Genomic DNA, 20,162 nt, shown 5'->3' on the forward strand with positions numbered 1-20,162 from the left:
CGTTTGGGTACGTGAGCACAGTTCTACTGCGACGCAGTAGAACTGGGAAGCGCAGGAGACTGCCATTCGCAGGCCGGCATCACCTGAATATCAATACACCCTAGCCGCAGCCAGCCATCTGGCGCGGCAAATAACACGCCGCCGGTTCGGTCTTGGTCTCGAACAGCGACCGCTTCGGCTTGAAATAGAAAAGGGTCACCGGCTTGCTCTCCCGCACGCTGCCATCGGCGAAGTGCGCGGCAATGCTGAAACTGTGGACCGACGACATAGCCGACCACATCTTCAGCCGTGCCGTATAGGCGCTGATATTCTTGTTGCCGCGCACCGGCATGGGAATCGTGTAGTCGTGCTTGCCGATCGGGAATTCGATGTTTTGGTAGCGCATCGCTTCCGGGCTACCACCACCGCCATCGCCGCATTCGGCCATCGATTCGGGTGTCTCGAAGACAGCCATGGTCATCTGGGCGCGAAACTGCTCGCTCTGTTGAAAGACATGGCCTTCGTCGTCGGCCCAGGAATAGTCGAACTTGCCGATGGCGTTCAGCGTCATCGCCTGGTTGAAATTGCCGAGATAGTCGCCGACCTCGCCGAACTTGATCTTGTTGGTGAGCTGGCTGCGGCAGACATTGAGACTGTCGACCGAGGGACAGGGAAAACGTCCCGTCTCCAGGCTCGCCGTATCGACGCCGGCCTCGTCGAGCACGTTCTTGATCGAGACGTCGACGCCCTCGCCGAAACCGCCGACGTCCTTGGTGAACATGCGGCTTGGCTGGCCCGTTGGCTTGCCGTCCTCGTCCACCGTGGTGAACTGGATCGACATCTTCATGTCCTTGGCGTCGCCCCAGCCATTGTTGATGATCGTGAAATCCGGCCGGAAGCCGATGCAGCCGAAATGCTCCGAGATCGACAGCATCGGCTTGCGGTAGGCGTCGCTGGCCGCGACCTTCATTTCCAGGCTGTCGAGCTTGACCTTGGACTCGTCCGTCGTCTTCAGGTCGACTTCGGCAAAGGCCGGCGTATCCTCCCAGTCCGGCCCGCCATAGACATTCGTGGTGTTGACCTGCCCGGTGCCGTTCCAGGCATCGTTGTAGAGGGCTTCGGTCGGGTAAATCGCGATGTCCTCGTCGCGCACCAGATGCTGGTATTGCATGTCGGCCTGCTGGGTCATGCGCTGATCGACGACGACGCCGATCTCGACCTTGTCGGCATCGCCGCCGCCGGCCTGCGCCTTGAGCAGGCCGCTGACCCTGGCATCGGCCAGCACGTCCGGGCGCGAGCCACCGACCTCCCTGCCCATCACCCATTGCGATTCATAGACCGTGCCGCCGGCGAGCCGCGTCTGGCCCTTGCCATTCTTCAGCCCATCAACAAATAAGCCGACGAATATTTCGCCTGTCTTCGACAGCAACCTGCCTTCGCCATTCGGGATGCCGGCGACGAACTGGCCTTCATAGCGGTTGCCGCCGGCATCGATATGAATGCCCTTGCCGTTGAGTTCTCCGGACAGCCAATCGCCGTCGAACACCTCGCCCGAGCGCAGTTCGAGCCGGCCTTGCCCATCGGCCCGGCCGTTTCTGAGGCCGCCGAAGTAGCTGGAGTAGACAGTCTTCGGGTCATAGCTCGCCGAGCCGCGTACCCGCCACACCAGCCTGCCCTTGCCGTTGATGGTACCGTCCCCAGTGATCGTCCCATCAGGCGACTGGCCCGCCGCCGGTTCCCAGACGAAATCCAGGTTCTTCTCCGGATGAAAGTCCCAGACCCGCACGGTCCGGCGCAGCACGGAGCGTGTGTCCGCCTGGTAGAGGATCTGCACGCGCTCAGCCCAGGCGCCGGCGGGCGGCGTGGACGGATCGGCGAAAACCGGCGAAAGCATCAACGCTCCCAGCATCGATGCCGCCGCGATCCCAAAAATTGCCCTTGCCCGCGCCATCCCATAACCCCTTTGGATGCCCCAACCCCTTGGCAAGTCGAGCCTAGAGCAATTCCAGGAAAAGTGTGAGCGGTTTTCCCGGGAAGAGTGCGTAGCGCTTTCCCTTGAGAATTGCGTCAAAACAAGGAGATAGAGCGGCGAGTCGGCCTCGTGCAAGGGGAGCCGCGCAGGAAGCGTCGGCATGAAAAAGGCGGCGGGATTGACCCGCCGCCTTTGCATTCATTGCGAGCCCAGCCTGCTTATTTATACAGGCTGTTGATCCACTGGATGTTGGCGGCGTTCAGGCGCACGGCGGTGTTCGCTTCGGGACTTTCCGCCACGTTGACACCGGTAATGATGCGCTGCTTGGAGTTGTTGTCATAGGCATAGACAGCGCTGCCGCTCGATCCCGGGAACGTATCGCAGTCATACTGGAAATATTCCGGTGCGATGTTTTCGGCCTTCACTTCGCAGCTTGCCTTCCACATCGTGCCCATCGGCTTGTCGCCGGGATAGCCGACGAGGTTGGCGGTGAAGTCGCCAAGATCGTCATAGTTGGCATAGCCCAGCCAGCCGAGGTTGGTGCCGACATCCTGCTTCAGCGTGATGATGCCGAGATCCCACGGGATCACAGAACCATAATAACCCTGGTAGTTGTCGATGAAGCCCTGCAGCACATAGGCGCTTTCATAGTCGAAAGCGCCGAACGGCGCGTCGTCCTTGGTGCTGCCGTTGAGGCCCGGCACGAACAGATAGTCCGACAACCAGTCCTTGTCCTCATGGCTGTAGAGGCAGTGCGCAGCGGTGAGCACGGTGCGCGGGCCGATCAGCGTTGCCGAGCAACTGCCGTAACCGGTCTTCGACTTGGCTTCGAGATAGCCGATTGCCGAGAACGGATAGGTCTTGGTGTTCTTGACCTGCTCGCGATCGTCGGTGCCGAAAACCTGGCGGCCGGCTTCGCCTTCGCCGAGCCCTGGATCCTCGGTCTTGCGCGGGCCGCCTTCAGTCCCATTGGCCGGCGCGTTCAGTTCCTTGATGATGATCTCGCGCAGAGCTTCGCTCGGCTCGATCTTGATCACCTTGCCATCGGCGGACCGTCCGACGATGCCATAGGATTTGACAGCCGTCTTCTCGTCGGTGAGCGGCGCGGCGCGGCTGTCTTCGTCAGTCAGCTTCGGTGTCGTGATTGGCTTTGCCCGACCCGCCTTGAAGTCGCCTGAAGATACGTCCCGCATGCTTTCGCCATTGCCGCCATTGGCGGAGCCGGGGTCGGCGGCGAAAGCCGGAACAACCCACATTGCAGTGGAAAGCAATGCGGACGCTATGATGGTGTTAGTCAGTTTTGTCATGGTGAGACTCTCCCAAAAGTCAGCAAGGACTGGATCCAAATACAGAAATATTGTCGAGATCGTGGTGACGCCGAAAAATGATTTTGTTCACCGGCATTCCCCCGACCGTTGTTCTCGGCGGTCATTTTCAAGGCCCCCGCCAAAAAATTCCAATCGGGGTATACTGCCTAAAATAATCCAACATTGGCAATGACAAATCGCTTCCACGTAGCCCGTGGGGGGCTATAGGGTTTTGTGCGGGTTCTGCTCGCGGGCACGGTTAGCAAAAGTGGGATGCGGTTTTGTGACCGGTCGCGCGTCGTTTCGATACGGCACGCGTCAAAGTCGCCGGACCGGCACTCCTCCTTGCACAATGCCTGGCGTCGATCCGCGCGGGAGAATTCTCAGGAGGTTTCAGGTGCAGATCACAAGTCGGTTCGGGCCCATGGTTGCCGCTTCGCTGCTTGGCGTCGCCGCTGTCATCACATCAATCAACACCGGCCGGGCGGATGAAAGCACCGTCAGGCCTGAAGCGGCGGTCTCGCCGATGCAGCGGGTTGCCGACGCCAGGGCCAAGGCCGCGGCGGAGAACCCCGACGGCACCGATCGCGTCTATGGCGGCAACCAGGCCGAGAAAGGCGCCTATCCGTTCCAGGTCGCTCTGCTCACCACCAGCAGGCTGGATCCGAACCCGGCCTCGCAGGCGAATGCGCAATTCTGCGGTGGCAGCCTGATCGCCCCGAACTGGGTGCTGACGGCGGCGCACTGCCTCAACGACAAGGGCAAGCCGATCTCGCCGGATGCTGTCACCGTGCTGACCGGCGCCACGGAGCTCAGCGAAGGCAAGCGTCACAAGGTGTTGCAGGTCATCGTTAACGAGGGCTACAGCGAGCAGACGCTCGACAATGACCTCGGCCTGCTCAGGCTCGAAGACTCGGCCGATGCGCCGACCATCAAGCTTACCCACGAGACGACCCCCGACACCGGCAAGACCACTGTCACCGGCTGGGGCAAGATGCAGGACGGGACGTTCCCGACCACGCTGATGGTTGCCGACCTCGACCTGGAGCCAAACAAGGCCTGCAACACCGGCATCAAGGCCATCTATGCGCATGATTTGAAAGCAGCACTGGGCGATCTGTCCCACCGCATGCGCTATTCCGAAAAGGGCATCGACGCAGCAGCCAACGCAATCGCCGCCGACATGAACGATCCGCTGACCAACAACATGATCTGCGCCGGCACCACCACCGGCGTGCGTGATGCCTGCAATGGCGACAGCGGCGGCCCGCTGTTCATGACCGGCGCCAACGGCCCGGTCCAGGTCGGCATCGTCAGCTGGGGCGAAGGCCCGGCGGACGGAACTGCAGCCTGCGGCCACAAGGACGCCTACGGCATCTACACGCGGCTCGCCAACTACACCGGTTGGGTGGAGGCAAAGATGAAAACCCCTGCGCCCGCGCCGGAAAAGCCCAAGGTTGGGCTCGGCACGGCCCAGAAGCCAAAGACGCCCTGAGGCTGAACGATTGGCTTGCCATGAAAACGGCGGGAGAGAATCCCGCCGTTTTTGTTTGCCGGCTTGTCCGCGAAGTTTACTTCCTCTGCGGGCCTTTGCGCTCGGCCGAAGCTGCCCACAGATTGATGTCGGACTCACGCGCGTAAGTATCGATTTCCGCCAGTTCGGCATCGCTGAAATCGAGAACCTTCAGCGCACCGACGCAGTCCTCGACTTGCTCAGGACGGCTGGCGCCGATCAGCGCCGAAGTCACGCGCCCCTTGCGCAGCACCCATGCCAGCGCCATCTGCGCCAGCGTCTGGCCGCGTTTGCCGGCGATCGCGTTCAGCGCCTGAATGTTGGCAACGGTCTTGTCATTGATGAAGGCGGGGCGTAGCGACTTGCCCTGCGAGGCCCGGCTGCCCTCGGGAATGCCGCCGAGATATTTGTCGGTCAGCATGCCTTGCGCTAGCGGCGAAAACACGATCGACCCGACGCCCAACCCTTCCAGCGTGTCGAGCAGGCCATCTTCCTCGACCCAGCGGTTGAGCATCGAATAGCTCGGCTGGTGGATGATGCACGGCGTGCCGAGCTGCTTCAATATGTCGGCGGCTTCGCGGGTGCGCTGCGAATTGTAGGACGAGATGCCGGCATAGAGCGCCTTGCCCGAGCGCACCGCATGGTCGAGCGCGCCCATGGTTTCTTCGAGCGGCGTGTCGGGGTCGAAGCGGTGTGAATAGAAGATGTCGACATAGTCGAGCCCCATCCGCTTCAGGCTCTGATCGAGGCTGGCCAGGACATATTTGCGGCTGCCCCATTCGCCGTAAGGCCCGGCCCACATCTCGTAGCCAGCCTTGCTCGAGATGATCAACTCGTCGCGATAGGCGGCGAAATCGGTGCGCAGGATTTCGCCGAAAGCCGTCTCGGCGGAACCTGGAGGCGGTCCGTAATTGTTGGCGAGGTCGAAATGGGTGATGCCAAGGTCGAAGGCCTTGCGCACGATCGCCTGCTTGGTCTTGTGCGGCGTGTCATTGCCGAAATTGTGCCACAGCCCAAGCGAGATTGCCGGCAGCTTGAGGCCGGACCGCCCACAGCGGTTGTAGATCATTTTTTCATAACGGTTTTCAGCGGCGACATAGGGCATGGGAAATCCTCAGGATCAGGCGGCGCGGGGATCGCCGGAAGGAACAATTGAATCGATGCTCGCCTCTCCTTACCCCCTCCCCGGCGAAACGGGGAGAGGGAGATTTGAAAATTATCGATAATCGCCAGACCTACTTTTTCTTGGCGAGCAGCTCCTTGGCAGCCTTGACGCCGAGTGCGGCCGGCCGCTCGCAAGTGGTCTGCATGGCGACGAACTTTCCGGTTTCGCCCGAGCGCAAAATGCCGGTCATCACATCGACGGCATGCAGCGCCAGTTCCATCGAACAGCGGTGCGGCCGCCCCTCGACAATCGCCAGCGCCATATCGGCAAGGCCTGAGGTGCGGTAGTTGGCCATCATGCCCTGACCGTGCATCTCGTTCGGCACCCCAAGCGGGTGCTTCCACTTCGGCACCTTCTTGACCGGCTTGCCCTCTTCGGTGATGCGCACCTCGCCGCCGAAGAAATTCGGATCCGGCACGAACACCGTGCCCGCCTCGCCATAGAGTTCCATCGGCGCATGGCCATGAGCCCAGACATCCCAGCTGGTGTTCAGCGTCACCACGGCGCCGTTCTCGAACTCCAGAACGGCATGAATGGTGGTCGGCGTGTTGACCGGAATCTTTTCACCGGCGCGCGGCTTCGATGAAATCGTCCGCTCCTTGGCCGGCGTTGTCGTAAAGGCCGCCACCTGCTTCACCGGACCGATCAGCTGGATCAGGTTGGTGATGTAGTACGGTCCGATGTCGAGCACCGGCCCGGCGCCCGGCTGGAAGAAGAAATCCGGATTGGGGTGCCAGTGCTCCATGCCGTGACCCATGACGTGGCAGGTGCCGCTGGTGATCTTGCCGAGCTTTCCCTCATCAATCAGCTCACGCACCAACTGATGCGCGCCGCCGAGGAAGGTGTCAGGTGCCGAGCCGATGCGCAGCCCCTTCTTTTCCGCTCGTGCCTTGAGGTCCTGGCCCTCCTTGAGCGAGAGCACGAACGGCTTTTCCGAATAGACGTGCTTGCCAGCGTCGAGCACCTGCTTCGACACCTCGTAATGCACCGCCGGTATCGTCAGGTTGACGATGATGTCGATGTCGTCGGCCTTGAGCAGGTCCTCAACGGTCTCGGCGCGCAGCTTGAACTCCTTCGCCCGCGCTTTCGCCGCGTCCATGTTGATGTCGGCGCAAGCGCGCATCTCGATGCCGCGAAACAGCGGCGCCAGCGAAAAATACGCCTTCGAGATGTTGCCGCAGCCGATGACGCCAATACCCAGTTTCTTTGCCATGATGATTGTTCCTAGAAATTCTTGACGGTTGCGAGCGAGCGGCGGGCGAATCGCTCGATGTCGTTGGGGTTATCCTGTTCCATGACAAAGTATTTTGCCGCGCTCTTGGCCCGCAGCAGCTTGATCAGGCCAGCCCAGTCGATGGTGCCGTGGCCGACATCCGACCAGCCATCCTCGTCCAGTCCTTCGCCTGGCTTGGCGATGTCCTTGACATGCACGGCGACGATGCGCTTGCCGTGCTTTTCGATCCACGGCAGCGGGTCGGCGCCACCGCGTACCACCCAGGCGAGGTCCATCTCCCAGCCGATGCCGGGAGCGGAAGACAGGATGTGATCCTGCGGCACGGAACCGTCGGCGAGTGCCTTGAATTCGAAATCATGGTTGTGCCAGGCAAAACCGTAGCCGGCCTTCGCGGCCACCTCACCGACCTTGGCCAGACGCTCGCCGAAGCCACGCCAGCCGGCGGCATCCGTCGGCCTTTGTTCGGCCAACAGATAGGGACAGATCAAAAGCTTGATGCCGAGCGCTTCGGCTGTTTTGCGCACGCCGTCGAAATCCTTCTCCAGCGCATCGATGGAGAAGTGACCGGTCGTCATGGCAAGACCGTTCTTGTCGAGTTCGGCGCGGAAGGCCTTGGGGTCGTCATAGACGCCGCCAAAGCCTTCGACTTGCGTGTAGCCGAGCTTGCCAAGTGTCGCGAGCACGCCTGTCCAGGGCAGGAAATTGCGGGCGCTGTAAAGTTGGAATGACCAGTTCATCGTCTTTGTCCGTTCTGCTTGGGGGATGGTTGGGCTTTGGAGGGTGGATTTTGGGGGAAGTTAAAGGCGGCTGCCGGTTTGGGCATCGAAGAGCGAGGCCCGCATCGGGTCGAAGCCGATGCTCACCGCATCCGCATTCCTGGGGGTGCGCTCCGATGTCACCCGGACGGTGAAATTCTGCTTGCCAAGCTTGAGCCAGACCAGCGTATCGGAGCCCATCGGCTCGACGACTTCGACAGTTGCATCAGCCGTAAAAGGCCAGCCGGTGCCGCTGTTGAAGGCGACATGCTCGGGACGGATGCCGAACACGGCCGGCCCCGGCACCGGTTCCTTCTCGAAGGCGTAGGTGCTAAGCGGAATGCGCACATCCTCGACGGTGAAGTGCCAGTCGCCCTTGTCCTTCTCCAGCCTGCCGTCGATGAAATTCATCGCCGGCGAGCCAAGAAAGCCGGCGACAAAGCGGTTGACCGGGCGGTTGTAGATGGTCTGCGGCGCGTCGAGTTGCTGGATGACGCCGCCCTTCATCACCGCGATGCGGTCGGCCAAGGTCATGGCCTCGATCTGGTCGTGGGTGACGTAGATCATGGTGTTCTGCAGTTTGCGGTGCAGCAGCTTGATCTCGACGCGCAGTTCCGAGCGCAATTTGGCGTCGAGATTGGACAGCGGCTCGTCGAACAGAAAAACGTCGACATCGCGCACCAGCGCACGCCCGATCGCCACGCGCTGCCGCTGGCCTCCGGAAAGGGCGGCCGGCTTGCGCTGCAGCAGCGGTTCGATCTGCAGGATCTCCGAAGCGCGCGCGATCCGTTTGGCGATTTCGTCCTTGGGCAATCCGGCCACACGCAGGCCGAAGGACAGGTTTTTCTCCACCGTCATCTGCGGATAGAGCGCGTAGGACTGGAACACCATGCCGATGCCGCGGTCCTTGGGCTCTTCCCAGGTGACGTTCTTGCCTTTGATGAAGATGCGGCCCTCGGAGATATCGAGCAGGCCGGCGACACAGTTGAGCAAGGTCGACTTGCCGCAGCCGGAGGGACCCAAAAGCACGATGAATTCGCCTTCGGCGACGTCGAGATTGAGCGTCTTCAGCACCGACACCGCACCGAAGTTCAGCGACAGCTCCTGGATCGATACGCTGGTACCATTCTCAGCCATATCCATCAGCCTTTCACCGCGCCGGCGGCGATGCCGCGTACGAACCATCTTCCAGAGACGAAGTAGATGATCAGAGGCACCGCCGCCGTCAGAATGGTAGCTGCCATGTTGACGTTGTACTCCCGCACCCCGGTGGTGGTGTTGACGATGTTGTTGAGCTGCACCGTCATCGGCCAGTTGGACCGGCCGGCAAAGACGATGCCGAACAGGAAATCGTTCCAGATACCGGTGACTTGCAAGATGACTGCGACGACGGTGATCGGCACCGACATCGGCAGCATGATGGAGAAGAAGATGCGCCAGAACCCCGCACCGTCCACCCGTGCCGCCTTGAACAGCTCAACCGGCAGTGCTGCGTAGAAATTGCGAAACAGCAGCGTCAGTATCGGCATGCCGAAGATCGTGTGCACGATGATGATGCCGGGGAGGGTCGCAAACAGCCCGACCGAGCTCAGTCCGATGATCAGGGGATAGATCACGACCTGGTACGGCACGAAGGCGCCGAACACGAGCAAGCCGAAGAGCAGATTGGCGCCCTTGTAGGGCCAGAAGGTCAGCGCGTAACCATTGATCGATGCGCAGATGATCGAGATGGCCACGCTCGGCACCGTGATCTTCACCGAATTGTAGAAGCCAGGGCTGAGGCCGTTGCAATCACGGCCAGTGCAGGCATGGAGCCAGGCGTCGGCCCAGGGCTGAAAGGTCGGCTCGACCGGAAAGTTGAAAAGATGTCCCAGCCTGATCTCCGGCATCCCCTTCAGCGACGTCACGATCATGATGTAGACCGGGATCAGGAAGAAGAGAGACGCAACGATCAGGAACGCGTAGATGCCGATACGGCCGGCCGATGTCCGGCGCGGTTTCGGCCCAAAGGGCACGAGGCCGGCGCGATCCGTCAGTTCTTGGGCGGTGAGCTGGGCGGCGGTCATGTGGCTGCCTCCTGTCGACGCTTTCGCCGCCACAGCACAAGTCCGCTGAAAGCCAGCACGACCAGCACCGGGACCAGCATCATCGTTGCCGCAGCCATGCCCTGGCCGACGTTCTGGCGGACCGTGATGAGCTGGATGACGTAGACGGCCGGCATCGAGGTGGCGATGCCGGGACCACCGCCTGTCATGGCGATGACCAGGTCATAGACGCGCACCACGCCGACACATTGGAGAACGAAGGCGGTGGCGAAGGCACCCTTCATCATTGGCGCTACGATGGAAACATGAGTACGCCACGTCGGGATACCGTCGACCCTCGCCGCTTTCCAAATCTCCTCGTCAACGCCGCGCAGGCCGGCAAGCAGGATCGCCATCGTAACCCCCGAGCCTTGCCAGATGCCCGCCACGACCAGCGCGTAGATCGCGGTGTTGGCATCAACCAAAGGGGCGAAGCTGAAGCTCGACCAGCCCAGATTGCGCATTGCCGCCTGCAAGCCGAGATTGGGGTCGAGCACCCATTGCCAGACAAGGCCGGTGACGATCAGCGACATGGCGAAGGGATAGAGGAAGATCGAGCGGAACAGGTCTTCCTGGCGAATGCGCTGGTCCATGAAGACGGCGAGCAAATAGCCGAACACCATGTTGCAGGCGATGGACATCAGGCCGAAGAACCAGATGTTGTTGACCGAGACGAGCCAGCGATTATCGGCCCAAAGCCGCCTGTACTGCGCCAGGCCGACGAAATCATAGGAGGGGAACAGCTTGGAACTGGTGAAGGACCAGAGCAACGAGAAGCCGATACCGATCACGAAGACACCGACAGCAACGAGGATCATCGGTATCGTGCCGATGACGGCGGGCAGGTGAAATCTGTGTCTCCAGCTCCTCTGCATCGTCGGTCTTTCTCCACTTCTCCCGACACGCTGGGCCGCCTGCCGACGCGAAAGTCAGCCTTTCGCACGGCCTGGTTCCGAGCCACCGGCCCTGCGATTGTCAGCCCACCGCAAGGCTTCTTCCTTGGCGAACCGAGGCGCCGCTGTAACGGCGGCGCCTCGGAGTGATCGGCTCCTAATCGGAATTTCCGATGATGGTGGCGAACTTCGCGGTGGCGTCGTCAGCCGTCATGGAGTCATCCGCGAAGAATTGCGCCACGAGTTCGTTGAGCTGCTGGTTGGTGTTCTCGGTGATGAACCGGTTCGTTGCGGTGACGATGTTGGCCGGGTCTTCCACCGCCTTCAGCGACTTCTGCATGCACGGGTCGGCCGTGGACATGTCGACATCACCACGCACGGGCATCGAACCCTTGGCGTTGTTGAAAGCGACCTGAACCTCAGGGCTGATGAGCAGGGCTGCGAGACGCTTCTGCGCTGCCTCGACATCCGGATTGTTCTGCTTGAAGAAGACGATGATGTCGCCGTCTGTGCTGACCACCGGCTTGGCCTCGTTCAAGCCGATCATGCAGCCGAAATCCTTGACGCCGGTCATGCCGGCGGCCGCGAATTCGCCACGCGCCCAGTCGCCCATCACCTGCAGTCCGGCCTTGCCGGTGATCACCAGATTGGTGGTGTCGTTCCAGTTGCGGTTGGCGTAGCCATTGTCGGTGAACTGCTTCAGGGTCCGCAACTGCGTGAAAACGCCTTTCATCTCGGGGCCGCCGGCAATTTCGGCGCTCTTCTTCGTATACATCTCGTCGCGCTTGGCGACACCGAGAGCCTCGGTAACCATGTCCTGGAACAGCAACTGGATCTGCCAGCCATTGCCGTCGCCGCCGATGGCGAAGGGAATGAGGCCGGCCTCCTTGATCTTCGGCGCGGCCGCGATGAAATCGGCCAGGCTCTTCGGCTCCGGCACCCCGGCTTTCGCGAACACCGGCTTGGAATACCAGGCCCAGTAATTCGAATGAATGTTGACCGGAACGCACCACCAGTGGCCGTCAACGAGGCAGGCGCTGCCGATCGCCTTCGGGCGGATGACCTGATCCCACTTGCCGGCGGTAGCAATGTCGGTGAGGTCGAGCAGCTTGCCGCCCGAAATCAGCTCCTCATACTGCCGTCCGGGATTGAACTGAGCCGCAGCGGGAGGATCACCGCCGAGCACACGCTGCATCACCGTCGAGCGCGCGGTTTCGCCAAGGGCAATCGCGCTGTCCACCCACTTGTCGCCATGGCCATCATTGTCGAGGGCCTTGGCGAACTGCGAGACCGCCGCCGACTCGCCCTTCGACGTCCACCAGTGGATCACTTCCAGGTCCGCGGCATTGGCCGGGCAGGCAAACTGCAGCGCGGCCGTCGCAGCCAGCGCAGCGGTCAAAACTCTGTATCGCATTTCGGTTCCTCCCAGAATCTGAAACGTTACAGATTTTCGATACGGCAATTAAACGGATGGCGCAACCCTGGGCACCGAAGCTGCTCGATATTTTTTCGAGGCGCGAACAAAATGCGTCGACAAGGGCTCCGTTGTGCGTTGCAATATGAGCTATCGCAGCGCAAAACAGCCAAACAGGTCATGGAAGTCGACAAACGAGCGCTGCAGGTGACGTTTCGCCTTGGATTCTCAAGGGAATTCATGATCTCGTGTCTGCTGCCATAGTCATCGGTCGGCCCATGAGATGGCAATCTGTAACGTTTCAGGTTATTGACGCCTCGCCGGGCCTGAAATTATGCCGAGCCGCAGATCGCGGCGATTGCCGGCCCGGCCTGCGGCTGCTATGCGCCTGACGGGCGGGACGAATGGACAGACGGCGTACGGAAAAGAACGACGAAACGTCGGCGCAAGGGCGGCCGACTTTGAAGACGCTTGCCTTCATGACCGGGCTTGGCGTCACCACCGTATCGCGTGCCTTGAAGGATGCCCCGGAAATCGGCGCCGAAACCAGGCGTCGCGTCCAGCTCGTCGCCAAGCAGATCGGCTACCGGCCCAACCGCGCCGGCGTGCGCCTGCGCACCGGCAAGACCAATGTCATCTCGCTGGTCTTGAACACCGAGCATGAGCTGATGAGCTTCGTCTCGGACATCATCTACGGCGTCACCTCGGTGATCGCCGACACGCCCTACCATCTGATCGTCACGCCCTATTCGCGCTCACAGGATCCCATGGACCCCGTGCGCTATCTGGTGGAGACGGGTTCGGCCGACGGCATCATCATCTCGCGCACGCAGCCCGACGACGCCCGCGCCCGTTACCTGTTGGAACGCGGCATTCCCTTTGCCACGCATGGCCGCACCGATATGGGGCTGGTGCATCCCTATCATGACTTCGACAACTACGCCTTCGCCAACGAGGCCGTGCGCTATCTAGCCGGCATGGGCAGGCAGCGGTTTGCCTTGCTGGCGCCGCCCGTCGGACTGACCTATCACGGCCACACGGTGAACGGCTTTGCCGATGCGCTCAGCGAGGTTGGTGTCAGTGAGGTGCCGTTCAACACCGTCACCATCGACCAGTCGATCGAGCAGATCAGGACACGCACCGCGCAGCTGATGCGGCGCAACGACCGCCCGGACGGCATCGTCAGCAGCGCCGCCGCTTCGACGCTCGCCATCGTCGCCGGCATCGAGGACGCCGGGCTGGAGCTTGGCCGCGACGTCGACGTGGTGTCGAAACAGTCGTCGGAATTTCTGCATCTGTTCCGGCGCGAACTGTTCGTCGTCAATGAGAGCTTCCGCCTCGCCGGTTCCGAACTCGCCCGCGCGGTGCTCGGCTGGATCGGCGGCGCCGAGCCCGGCTCGCTGCAGTCGCTGAGCAAACCAGGCGAGGTTCAGGTTTATCGGCGATAGCTGACCCGACTTGAGAGTCGGGTCAGGCCGAATCGAAAATGGTAGCTTCCGAGAACCGGCCTACGCCGGCCGTAGCCTTCATAGAGCGGAGAGACTTATGACGGCTTCGGCCGGCGAAGGCCGGAGCGTACTTTTCGTACGTGAGCTCAGTTCTACTGCGACGCAGTAGAACGGGGAAGCGCAGGAAGCCGCCATTTGCAGGCCGGCCTCACCTGACTTCTATCTAGCCGGCAGCGCCGCTGCCCCACGGGCCGTGGAACGCACCCTGCTCGCCGATGCGCTCGAAGCCATGCGCGCCGAAGAAGTCACGCTGTGCCTGGATCAGGTTCGAGGTGCCGCGGCCTTGGCGATAGCTGTCGAAATAGGCAAGCGCCGAAGACAGCGCCGGCACCGGCGCACCGGCTTCGGCTGCCCTGGCCACCACGCGCCGCAGCGATGGATGCGCCTCCTTCATCAAGGCGATGAAGGCCGGTGCCATCAAAAGATTGGTCGAAGCTCCGCCGCTGCTGAAGGCATCGGCCATGGTATCGAGAAGCTGCGAGCGGATGATGCAGCCGGCACGCCAGATCTTGGCGATGGTCGGCATCGGCAGGTTCCAGTTGAACTCCTTCGAGGCGCCGCTCATCACGGCAAAGCCCTGCGCGTAAGCCGCGATCTTGCCGGCGAACAGCGCCAGTTCGAGATCGTGCAGCAACGCGTCCTTGTCGCCGGAAATCCTGGCCACGCCGATATTGCCATAGGCTTTTTCCGCCGCCTGCCGCTCGTCCTTGATCGAAGACAGCACGCGCGCCGCCACCGCCGCTTCGATCGCCGTCGCCGGAATGCCGAGCTGCTGCGCCTCGATGACAGACCATTTGCCGGTGCCCTTCTGGCCGGCGCGATCAAGGATGATGTCAACCACCGGCTTGCCGGTCTTCGAATCGTCGGCAGCCAGCACCTTGGCCGTGATCTCGATCAGGTAGGAGTTGAGCCGGCCCTTGTTCCAATCTTCAAAGACGGTGCCGATCTCCTTCGGTCCCATGCCGAGGCCATCACGCAGGATGCCGTAGATCTCGGCGATCATCTGCATGTCGGCATATTCGATGCCGTTGTGGATGGTCTTGACGAAGTGGCCGGCACCGTCGGTGCCAAGCCAGGCGGCACAGGGCTCGTCCTTGAACTTGGCGGAGATGGCGGTCAGCACGTTTTCGACACGCTTCCACGAATCCTCCGTGCCGCCGACCATGATCGACGGCCCGTGGCGCGCGCCCTCCTCGCCGCCGGACACGCCCATGCCGATGAAGGTGAGGTTTGAATCGGACAGTTCGGAGAAACGGCGCATCGTGTCGCGGAAATTGGCGTTGCCGGCATCGATGATGATGTCATTGGCCGACAGCACGCCGCGCAAGGCTTCGATCTGTTCGTCGACCGGCTTGCCGGCCAGCACCATGATGATGACCGGGCGCGGTGGTTTGATAGCAGCGGCGAGCTCTTCCAGGCTGTAGCAAGGGACAACCATATCTCTGAGCGCGCCGGCATTCTCGACAAAAGCATCGGTACGCGCCTTTGTGCGGTTGAAGACGGCGATGCGGTGCCCGTGCTCGGCAATGTTCAGCGCCAGGTTGGAACCCATCGTGCCAAGGCCGATCAGGCCGATTTCGGCTTTTTCCATCGTTTCTTCCCTGCTTTCGGATCTTGTTGGTTGGAGCCCGCGATTTGGCGGGATGATTGACGGGCCTTTCGCGCCGCGTCAACCGCCTCGCCGAATTGTGTTGCTGTAGGCCGCACGTGCAGCCCGTTCGACAACGGTATCACATCCCCGGATTACGGCCTGATGTCCACCGGCGCTTCGATCTTCACCATCTCGAAGTCCGAGACCAGGATGTCGATGCGCACCGTCCAGCGGCCGGGCACCGGAATGACGAGGTTGTCGACACGCCAGCTGCCATCGCCGGGCTTGGTCGCGGCGCGTTTCAGCGGCTCGATACCGGAATCGGGTTTCGACAGCACCAGCGTGACTTCCTTGGCGTCGAGCGGCCCGAAATCGCCGGTCATGATGATCATCGAGGCGGCGACCGGGCCGGCATGGCCGGGCGTGATGCTGAGATCGGCCATCGCCTGCAGCGCGTGGATGTGGACCGAGACCGGCTGCGCCGCAGCGATCGCCAGGGCCCGCGGCGGCGGCGTGAAGCGCCAGCCAGCGGCAACACCGAAAATCGCCAGCACGATCAGCATTTCGACTGATATCGAGCGGGTCAGCCTGCGTTGCACTTCCGTTGAGCCCGCCTCCGCCGAGGCGGTCAGTTTCCAGCGGTTGACGGCGGCCAGCGTGAACAGGAAGACCAGCAGCGCGAGCTTGACCAGCAGCAGCCGGCCATAGGCGGTACTGACCAGGGCCGAGGGCGTCTGCACCTGGATGGCGGCGAGTACAACGCCGGCCACGGCAAGCACGGCCACGACAGGCATGATTGCCGAGGAGAAGCGACGCAGGACTGTGACGGCGTCAGCCGTTTGGCGTTTCAGCGCGAGACCAAGCGGCACCAGTGCGCCGGTCCAGAAGGCGATACCGACGCCATGCACGAACACCATGGGCCGCGTCAGCCATTGCGGCTCGGCCGCGCTGGCATGGCCGCTGGCGGCAAGCGCAACGCCGATACCGGCCAGGCCGGCAAGCGCCAATGGCCTGGCGGCTATGCGTGGCCCGGCCAGCGACAGCAGGCCGAGCCCCAGCGCGATCAGGGCGACCAGCACTGTCCAACCGAAGCTGGTGCCGAACCCGGTCCGCCAGATCACCGGCTGCACCAGATGGGAGAGCGGCGCCCCGAGCGCATCGAGGCCCTGAAAACCCAGCGACAACGCAGCCGCGACCAGCCCGCACAGGATCGCGGCCGTGACAAAGCGTTGACCGGCGCGACCATCCCCGGCCAGCCAGGCAAGCGCGAAGGCGCCGCCGGCGCCAAGGAATAGGCCGATGTAGAGAAAGACCTTTCCGATCCAGATCGCCGACCGCAGCGGCCAGTCGACCGCTTCGGATACGGCGGGCGGCTCGCTTGGCGCGCCGATCGAAAACAGCAGCGAGCCGCCGACCGGATGGCCGTCGGCGGAAATGACGCGCCAGCTCAGCACATGCGTGCCGGATTTGAGCGCCTGCGGATTGTCGATCTCGACTGTCTGGTCGGTGAGGCGGAAGGATGTCAGCGCGACCGGCGTACCGTCGGGCTTCACCAGCGTCAGCACCAGCGGCGAAACCGGCTCGCTGAAGGTCAGCGAGAACTGCGCTGGCGCTTGCGCCAGCACCGCACCGTCGGTCGGATCGGTGTTGATCAGCGCGGCATGGGCAAAGGCCTGATTTGCCGATGCCATGACGATGAGCGCCATGGTCAAGGTCAGCAGGCCGGCGGCAATGCGGCCCAGCGACTTGCCGGTCGAGGCGACCATATACAGGGAAGATATTGCGCTCATGTCATGCCTTGGGACGCGGCGCGCTCTAGCGAGCAGAGCGCGCCGCGAGAAAAATTACTTCTTCGGCAACAGCTTGATGCCGGGTGCCGGGTTCTCCAGCGCGTCCTCATCCTGGCCTGCCGCCGGGATCTCGATCCAGCGATCGGCGGCGCCATCGCATTCCTGCACCACCGGGAAGTAGAGTTTTTGGCCGACCGGCAGATCCGCCGTCAGCGTCGCGCGGAAGACGAACTCGTCGTAGAATTCATCCGGCAGATTGCCGCCGCTCCAGTCGACTTCCTTGACGCCATCGGTCACCGCCTGACCGTAGAGCTGGTAGGACTTATCGTATTTGCCCTTTTTGGTCTGCAGCGTCCAGCCGGGCTTGGGCATCGGCTTCACTGCGATCACCCCTTCCGGGATCTGCACGCGCACGGCGGTCGTTGCCTTGCCGTCGCAGCCATGCGGCACCCGCAGCACAGCCTTGTAGGTCGAGCCGACCGCCGCCTCCTGGGTTTCGAGCGTGATGTGCGCGAAGGCGGCATTCGTCCCCAGCACGAGAAACGCGCCGGCTGCCAAAAGATACTTGTTCATGATGGTCCCTCAGATTTCAAAATTTGCGGATCGGCGCGATCAATTGTCGTGGTCCATGTCCATGCCGCCCATCTCGCCCATGCCTTCGACGGCGAACTCGATATTGACCGTGCCGGCCTTCTCGAAAGTCAGCGTGGCGGCGAATTTCTCGCCTTGCTTGGGCTGCCGCTTCAGGCCGACGAACATCAGGTGATAGCCACCGGGCGCAAGCGCCACCTTGCCGCCGGCGGGTACTTCCAGGCCGCCGGAAACCGGCCGCATCGTCATGACGCCATCCTTGACGCCCATCTCATGCAGCTCGGCCTTTTCAGAGATATCGGAGGAAATCGACAGCAGCCGGTCCGCCGTGCTGCCCTTGTTGACGATGGTGAAATAACCGCCGGCCACCTTGGCGCCGGCAGGCGTGGCGCGCGACCAGGGATGCTCGATTACGAGATCGCCGACCTTGAACTCATGCGCCAGGACGGATTGGGCGCCAACGAACAACAGCGCAAAGGCCAGCGCGGCCATGCCGAGACGCTCCTGGAAGCGAGACAGAATGCGGCTGAACATAAGGCCCGCCGCTACAGGGGAAAAATGGGACATGGTTGCTCCATGAAGTGATGATCGCGCCGTTGCCGGTCGCGAGCTATTTTGATCTTTGGATGGGTGCGCCCGCGACAGGTTCCGCCGGGGCAAGCAGGCTCAGGCCGCCAGCGGCGGCGCGCGCGGGTTCGACGGCGAGCGTTCGCGCGCAAAGTCGAGATGAATGCTCGCCGGAAAGACGAAGGCGACTGTTTCAAAGGAGAGACTGCGCAGGGCCAGCCCGGCATCCGACGGCGGCGCAAAGGCCGATGAGAACATGCTGCAGCCAAGCGTGCAGCAGGCCGGCAGATGCGACGGGTGCTGGTCACCGCCGGGAAGCTGGGTGGCGCCGTCGCGGGTGCAGATGACGTTGCCGAAAGCGTCGAGTTGTGCAGCATTCGGCCCGATGCCGAAGGCGAATGCGCCGAGCGTCGACTGGAGCAACAGCAGATAGGCCGCGACAAGCGCGACCGGCATGCTCCAGCGTCTCCCTCGGCGGCTCAAGCCATCAGCCTCTTCAAGTAATTCCCGGAAGGATACCTATCATGGCCGCAGCAGGTCGAAAATCGGCAATTGGATGCTGCGGCAACGCGGCGCGATTGGTGCATGTCGCCCAAAAGTGCGCAGCGGTTTTGGGACAACGACATGCATAAAACGGAAACCTGAGCTGCGTCACGGCTCTCGCGACGCAGCTCAGGACTTTTGTGAGGATCGGCTTTCGGGTATCGAGGTCAGCAATGTCTGGCGCGCCGACTTCAGGTGCTTGCGGCAAGCGGTGTCGACCTTGCCGAGGTCGCGCGATTTGAGCGCCTCGATATAGGCAAGATGTTCGCCGATCGCGACTGCGTTGCGTTCGCGCTCCTGTGCCTTGTTCCACTGGTAGTGGTAGTGGAAGATCATGGCGATGACGTCGTAGAAATCGACGATGAAGCGGTTGAGCGAGGCGCGATGGATGAGCCTGTGAAAGCGCTCGTCCAGCTCCGAGAATTCGTTGAAGCGCGTGGCGATGTCGCGCTGCAGAACACGATGCTGCTCTTCGAGCCGGTCGAGATCGGCCCAGACCGGGCTGTCCGGCGGCAGAGCGGCGAAAGCAGCCGCCGAGCGCAGTTCGAACATCTCGCGAATCTCGGTCAGCTCCAGCGCGAAGGCCCGCGTAAAGCCCTTCAGCACCCAGTGGCTGTTGCGGCGCTTCTCGATCAGGCCGAAGCGCGAGAAGCGGATCAGGAATTCGCGCACGCTGGTGGTGCCGACACCGATCTCGCGCGCCAGTTCAAGCTCATTGATCTGCATGCCGGCTTCGGCTCCGCCGGCGAGCAGCCTGCGCATGAATGAGCGCTCGATGATCTCGGCCAGCGTGTCGGTCTCTTCCTCGGGAAAGAAATCGTCGGGACGCGGGTCGCGCAGCACCGTCTTGGCGCGCTTGTTCCAGGCGATCAGCCCGGTCTCTTCCATGCGCGAAAGGATGCTGCGCACCGTCGTGCGGCTGACGCCGAGCAACGTGCCCAGTTCCGGTTCCGACGGCAGGCTGCGCGTCTCGTCAAGCATCCTGAGGCACCTGTTATAGGCGTCCTTGTAGACGTTGTTGCTCTTCGACATCCCCTGACCCATTCATGCCGGCGCTTGCGGCGGCCGGCTTGAAGCGCAATATGACGTTCCCATGACCCTGAAAAGCGGGAATCGCTTCCTCAGAAGTCCTGCTCGTTTTTTGCAGCACCATCACCGCGCATGTGGAACTGCCGCGAAAAAACAATTGACGCAAAACTGTTTTTTCACGATAAAAGACATTAACTCTTATCAGGCGCGTGTCAATCCGCGCGCAT

At 62.1% G+C, this 20,162-nt stretch carries 17 protein-coding genes; 2 read left to right on the plus strand and 15 right to left on the minus strand.

All coding sequences use genetic code 11. From position 1 onward, the window contains the following. Positions 1-100: 100 nt before the first annotated feature. Together A3A9_RS0119370 and A3A9_RS0119375 are read right to left on the minus strand one after the other, a co-directional pair. Complete coding sequence (locus A3A9_RS0119370) at positions 101-1,873, minus strand: MORN repeat-containing protein (RefSeq protein ID WP_245279080.1); 1,773 nt, start codon at positions 1,871-1,873, stop codon at positions 101-103. A gap of 296 nt (positions 1,874-2,169) precedes the next feature. After that, positions 2,170-3,258 (minus strand): trypsin-like serine peptidase, encoded by a 1,089-nt coding sequence (locus A3A9_RS0119375; protein ID WP_027031110.1) that lies wholly within the window; start codon positions 3,256-3,258, stop codon positions 2,170-2,172. 397 nt (positions 3,259-3,655) lie between these two features. Between A3A9_RS0119375 and A3A9_RS0119380 the strand changes: the two genes are divergently transcribed. After that, a complete protein-coding gene (locus tag A3A9_RS0119380; RefSeq protein ID WP_027060248.1) occupies positions 3,656-4,753 on the plus strand; it encodes a S1 family serine peptidase in 1,098 nt (365 codons plus the stop codon). Positions 4,754-4,829: 76 nt separating this feature from the next. Here the strand turns inward: A3A9_RS0119380 and mgrA are convergent, their stop codons facing one another. From mgrA to A3A9_RS0119415, 7 genes are all read right to left on the minus strand, one after another. After that, a complete protein-coding gene (gene mgrA, locus A3A9_RS0119385; protein WP_027060249.1) occupies positions 4,830-5,876 on the minus strand; it encodes an L-glyceraldehyde 3-phosphate reductase in 1,047 nt (348 codons plus the stop codon). A gap of 130 nt (positions 5,877-6,006) precedes the next feature. Next, positions 6,007-7,149: a Gfo/Idh/MocA family protein gene (locus A3A9_RS0119390; RefSeq protein WP_027060250.1), complete on the minus strand. Its 1,143-nt coding sequence runs from the start codon at positions 7,147-7,149 to the stop codon at positions 6,007-6,009. 11 nt (positions 7,150-7,160) lie between these two features. Beyond that, entirely contained in the window at positions 7,161-7,907 is a 747-nt protein-coding gene (locus A3A9_RS0119395; protein ID WP_027060251.1) for a sugar phosphate isomerase/epimerase family protein, read from the minus strand. A 60-nt stretch (positions 7,908-7,967) separates the two neighbouring features. Then, entirely contained in the window at positions 7,968-9,068 is a 1,101-nt protein-coding gene (locus A3A9_RS0119400; RefSeq protein WP_027060252.1) for an ABC transporter ATP-binding protein, read from the minus strand. Continuing rightward, complete coding sequence (locus tag A3A9_RS0119405) at positions 9,068-9,991, minus strand: carbohydrate ABC transporter permease (protein ID WP_027060253.1); 924 nt, start codon at positions 9,989-9,991, stop codon at positions 9,068-9,070. Before A3A9_RS0119405 ends, A3A9_RS0119400 begins: the two co-directional genes overlap by 1 nt. Further along, positions 9,988-10,884, minus strand: a complete 897-nt coding sequence (locus A3A9_RS0119410; RefSeq protein ID WP_027060254.1) for a carbohydrate ABC transporter permease — start codon at positions 10,882-10,884, stop codon at positions 9,988-9,990. Before A3A9_RS0119410 ends, A3A9_RS0119405 begins: the two co-directional genes overlap by 4 nt. Before the next feature lie 175 nt (positions 10,885-11,059). Continuing rightward, positions 11,060-12,316: an ABC transporter substrate-binding protein gene (locus A3A9_RS0119415; RefSeq protein WP_027060255.1), complete on the minus strand. Its 1,257-nt coding sequence runs from the start codon at positions 12,314-12,316 to the stop codon at positions 11,060-11,062. A gap of 404 nt (positions 12,317-12,720) precedes the next feature. Between A3A9_RS0119415 and A3A9_RS0119420 the strand changes: the two genes are divergently transcribed. After that, positions 12,721-13,764: a LacI family transcriptional regulator gene (locus A3A9_RS0119420; protein ID WP_027060256.1), complete on the plus strand. Its 1,044-nt coding sequence runs from the start codon at positions 12,721-12,723 to the stop codon at positions 13,762-13,764. A 223-nt stretch (positions 13,765-13,987) separates the two neighbouring features. Here A3A9_RS0119420 and gndA read toward each other — a convergent pair whose 3' ends face one another. The 6 genes from gndA to A3A9_RS0119450 all read right to left on the minus strand — a co-directional run bounded on the left by gndA (position 13,988) and on the right by A3A9_RS0119450 (position 19,938). Beyond that, positions 13,988-15,415, minus strand: coding sequence for an NADP-dependent phosphogluconate dehydrogenase (gene gndA / locus A3A9_RS0119425; RefSeq protein ID WP_027060257.1), 1,428 nt, complete (start codon positions 15,413-15,415; stop codon positions 13,988-13,990). Positions 15,416-15,567: 152 nt separating this feature from the next. After that, positions 15,568-17,205, minus strand: coding sequence for a copper resistance CopC/CopD family protein (locus A3A9_RS0119430; protein ID WP_027060258.1), 1,638 nt, complete (start codon positions 17,203-17,205; stop codon positions 15,568-15,570). Positions 17,206-17,259: 54 nt separating this feature from the next. Then, the gene (locus tag A3A9_RS0119435) at positions 17,260-17,778 is read right to left on the minus strand and encodes a YcnI family protein (RefSeq protein WP_027060259.1); all 519 of its coding nucleotides are present in this window, start codon (positions 17,776-17,778) and stop codon (positions 17,260-17,262) included. A gap of 39 nt (positions 17,779-17,817) precedes the next feature. Continuing rightward, positions 17,818-18,363: a copper chaperone PCu(A)C gene (locus A3A9_RS0119440; protein ID WP_027060260.1), complete on the minus strand. Its 546-nt coding sequence runs from the start codon at positions 18,361-18,363 to the stop codon at positions 17,818-17,820. 99 nt (positions 18,364-18,462) lie between these two features. After that, entirely contained in the window at positions 18,463-18,819 is a 357-nt protein-coding gene (locus A3A9_RS0119445; RefSeq protein ID WP_027060261.1) for a DUF2946 family protein, read from the minus strand. Positions 18,820-19,035: 216 nt separating this feature from the next. After that, a complete protein-coding gene (locus A3A9_RS0119450) occupies positions 19,036-19,938 on the minus strand; it encodes a GntR family transcriptional regulator (RefSeq protein WP_027060262.1) in 903 nt (300 codons plus the stop codon). Positions 19,939-20,162: the final 224 nt, after the last annotated feature.

This window comes from Mesorhizobium loti CJ3sym (assembly GCF_000472785.1).
In the GTDB taxonomy this organism is placed as follows: domain Bacteria; phylum Pseudomonadota; class Alphaproteobacteria; order Rhizobiales; family Rhizobiaceae; genus Mesorhizobium; species Mesorhizobium loti_E.

Coding starts and splice junctions, on each gene's coding strand:
- A3A9_RS0119370 (WP_245279080.1), bottom strand. CDS start 1,873: ATGCTTTCGCCGGTTTTCGCCGATCCGTCCACGCCGCCCGCCGGCGCC.
- A3A9_RS0119375 (WP_027031110.1), bottom strand. CDS start 3,258: ATGACAAAACTGACTAACACCATCATAGCGTCCGCATTGCTTTCCACT.
- mgrA (WP_027060249.1), bottom strand. CDS start 5,876: ATGCCCTATGTCGCCGCTGAAAACCGTTATGAAAAAATGATCTACAAC.
- A3A9_RS0119390 (WP_027060250.1), bottom strand. CDS start 7,149: ATGGCAAAGAAACTGGGTATTGGCGTCATCGGCTGCGGCAACATCTCG.
- A3A9_RS0119395 (WP_027060251.1), bottom strand. CDS start 7,907: ATGAACTGGTCATTCCAACTTTACAGCGCCCGCAATTTCCTGCCCTGG.
- A3A9_RS0119400 (WP_027060252.1), bottom strand. CDS start 9,068: ATGGATATGGCTGAGAATGGTACCAGCGTATCGATCCAGGAGCTGTCG.
- A3A9_RS0119405 (WP_027060253.1), bottom strand. CDS start 9,991: ATGACCGCCGCCCAGCTCACCGCCCAAGAACTGACGGATCGCGCCGGC.
- A3A9_RS0119410 (WP_027060254.1), bottom strand. CDS start 10,884: ATGCAGAGGAGCTGGAGACACAGATTTCACCTGCCCGCCGTCATCGGC.
- A3A9_RS0119415 (WP_027060255.1), bottom strand. CDS start 12,316: ATGCGATACAGAGTTTTGACCGCTGCGCTGGCTGCGACGGCCGCGCTG.
- A3A9_RS0119420 (WP_027060256.1), top strand. CDS start 12,721: ATGGACAGACGGCGTACGGAAAAGAACGACGAAACGTCGGCGCAAGGG.
- gndA (WP_027060257.1), bottom strand. CDS start 15,415: ATGGAAAAAGCCGAAATCGGCCTGATCGGCCTTGGCACGATGGGTTCC.
- A3A9_RS0119430 (WP_027060258.1), bottom strand. CDS start 17,205: ATGAGCGCAATATCTTCCCTGTATATGGTCGCCTCGACCGGCAAGTCG.
- A3A9_RS0119435 (WP_027060259.1), bottom strand. CDS start 17,778: ATGAACAAGTATCTTTTGGCAGCCGGCGCGTTTCTCGTGCTGGGGACG.
- A3A9_RS0119440 (WP_027060260.1), bottom strand. CDS start 18,363: ATGTCCCATTTTTCCCCTGTAGCGGCGGGCCTTATGTTCAGCCGCATT.
- A3A9_RS0119445 (WP_027060261.1), bottom strand. CDS start 18,819: ATGCCGGTCGCGCTTGTCGCGGCCTATCTGCTGTTGCTCCAGTCGACG.
- A3A9_RS0119450 (WP_027060262.1), bottom strand. CDS start 19,938: ATGTCGAAGAGCAACAACGTCTACAAGGACGCCTATAACAGGTGCCTC.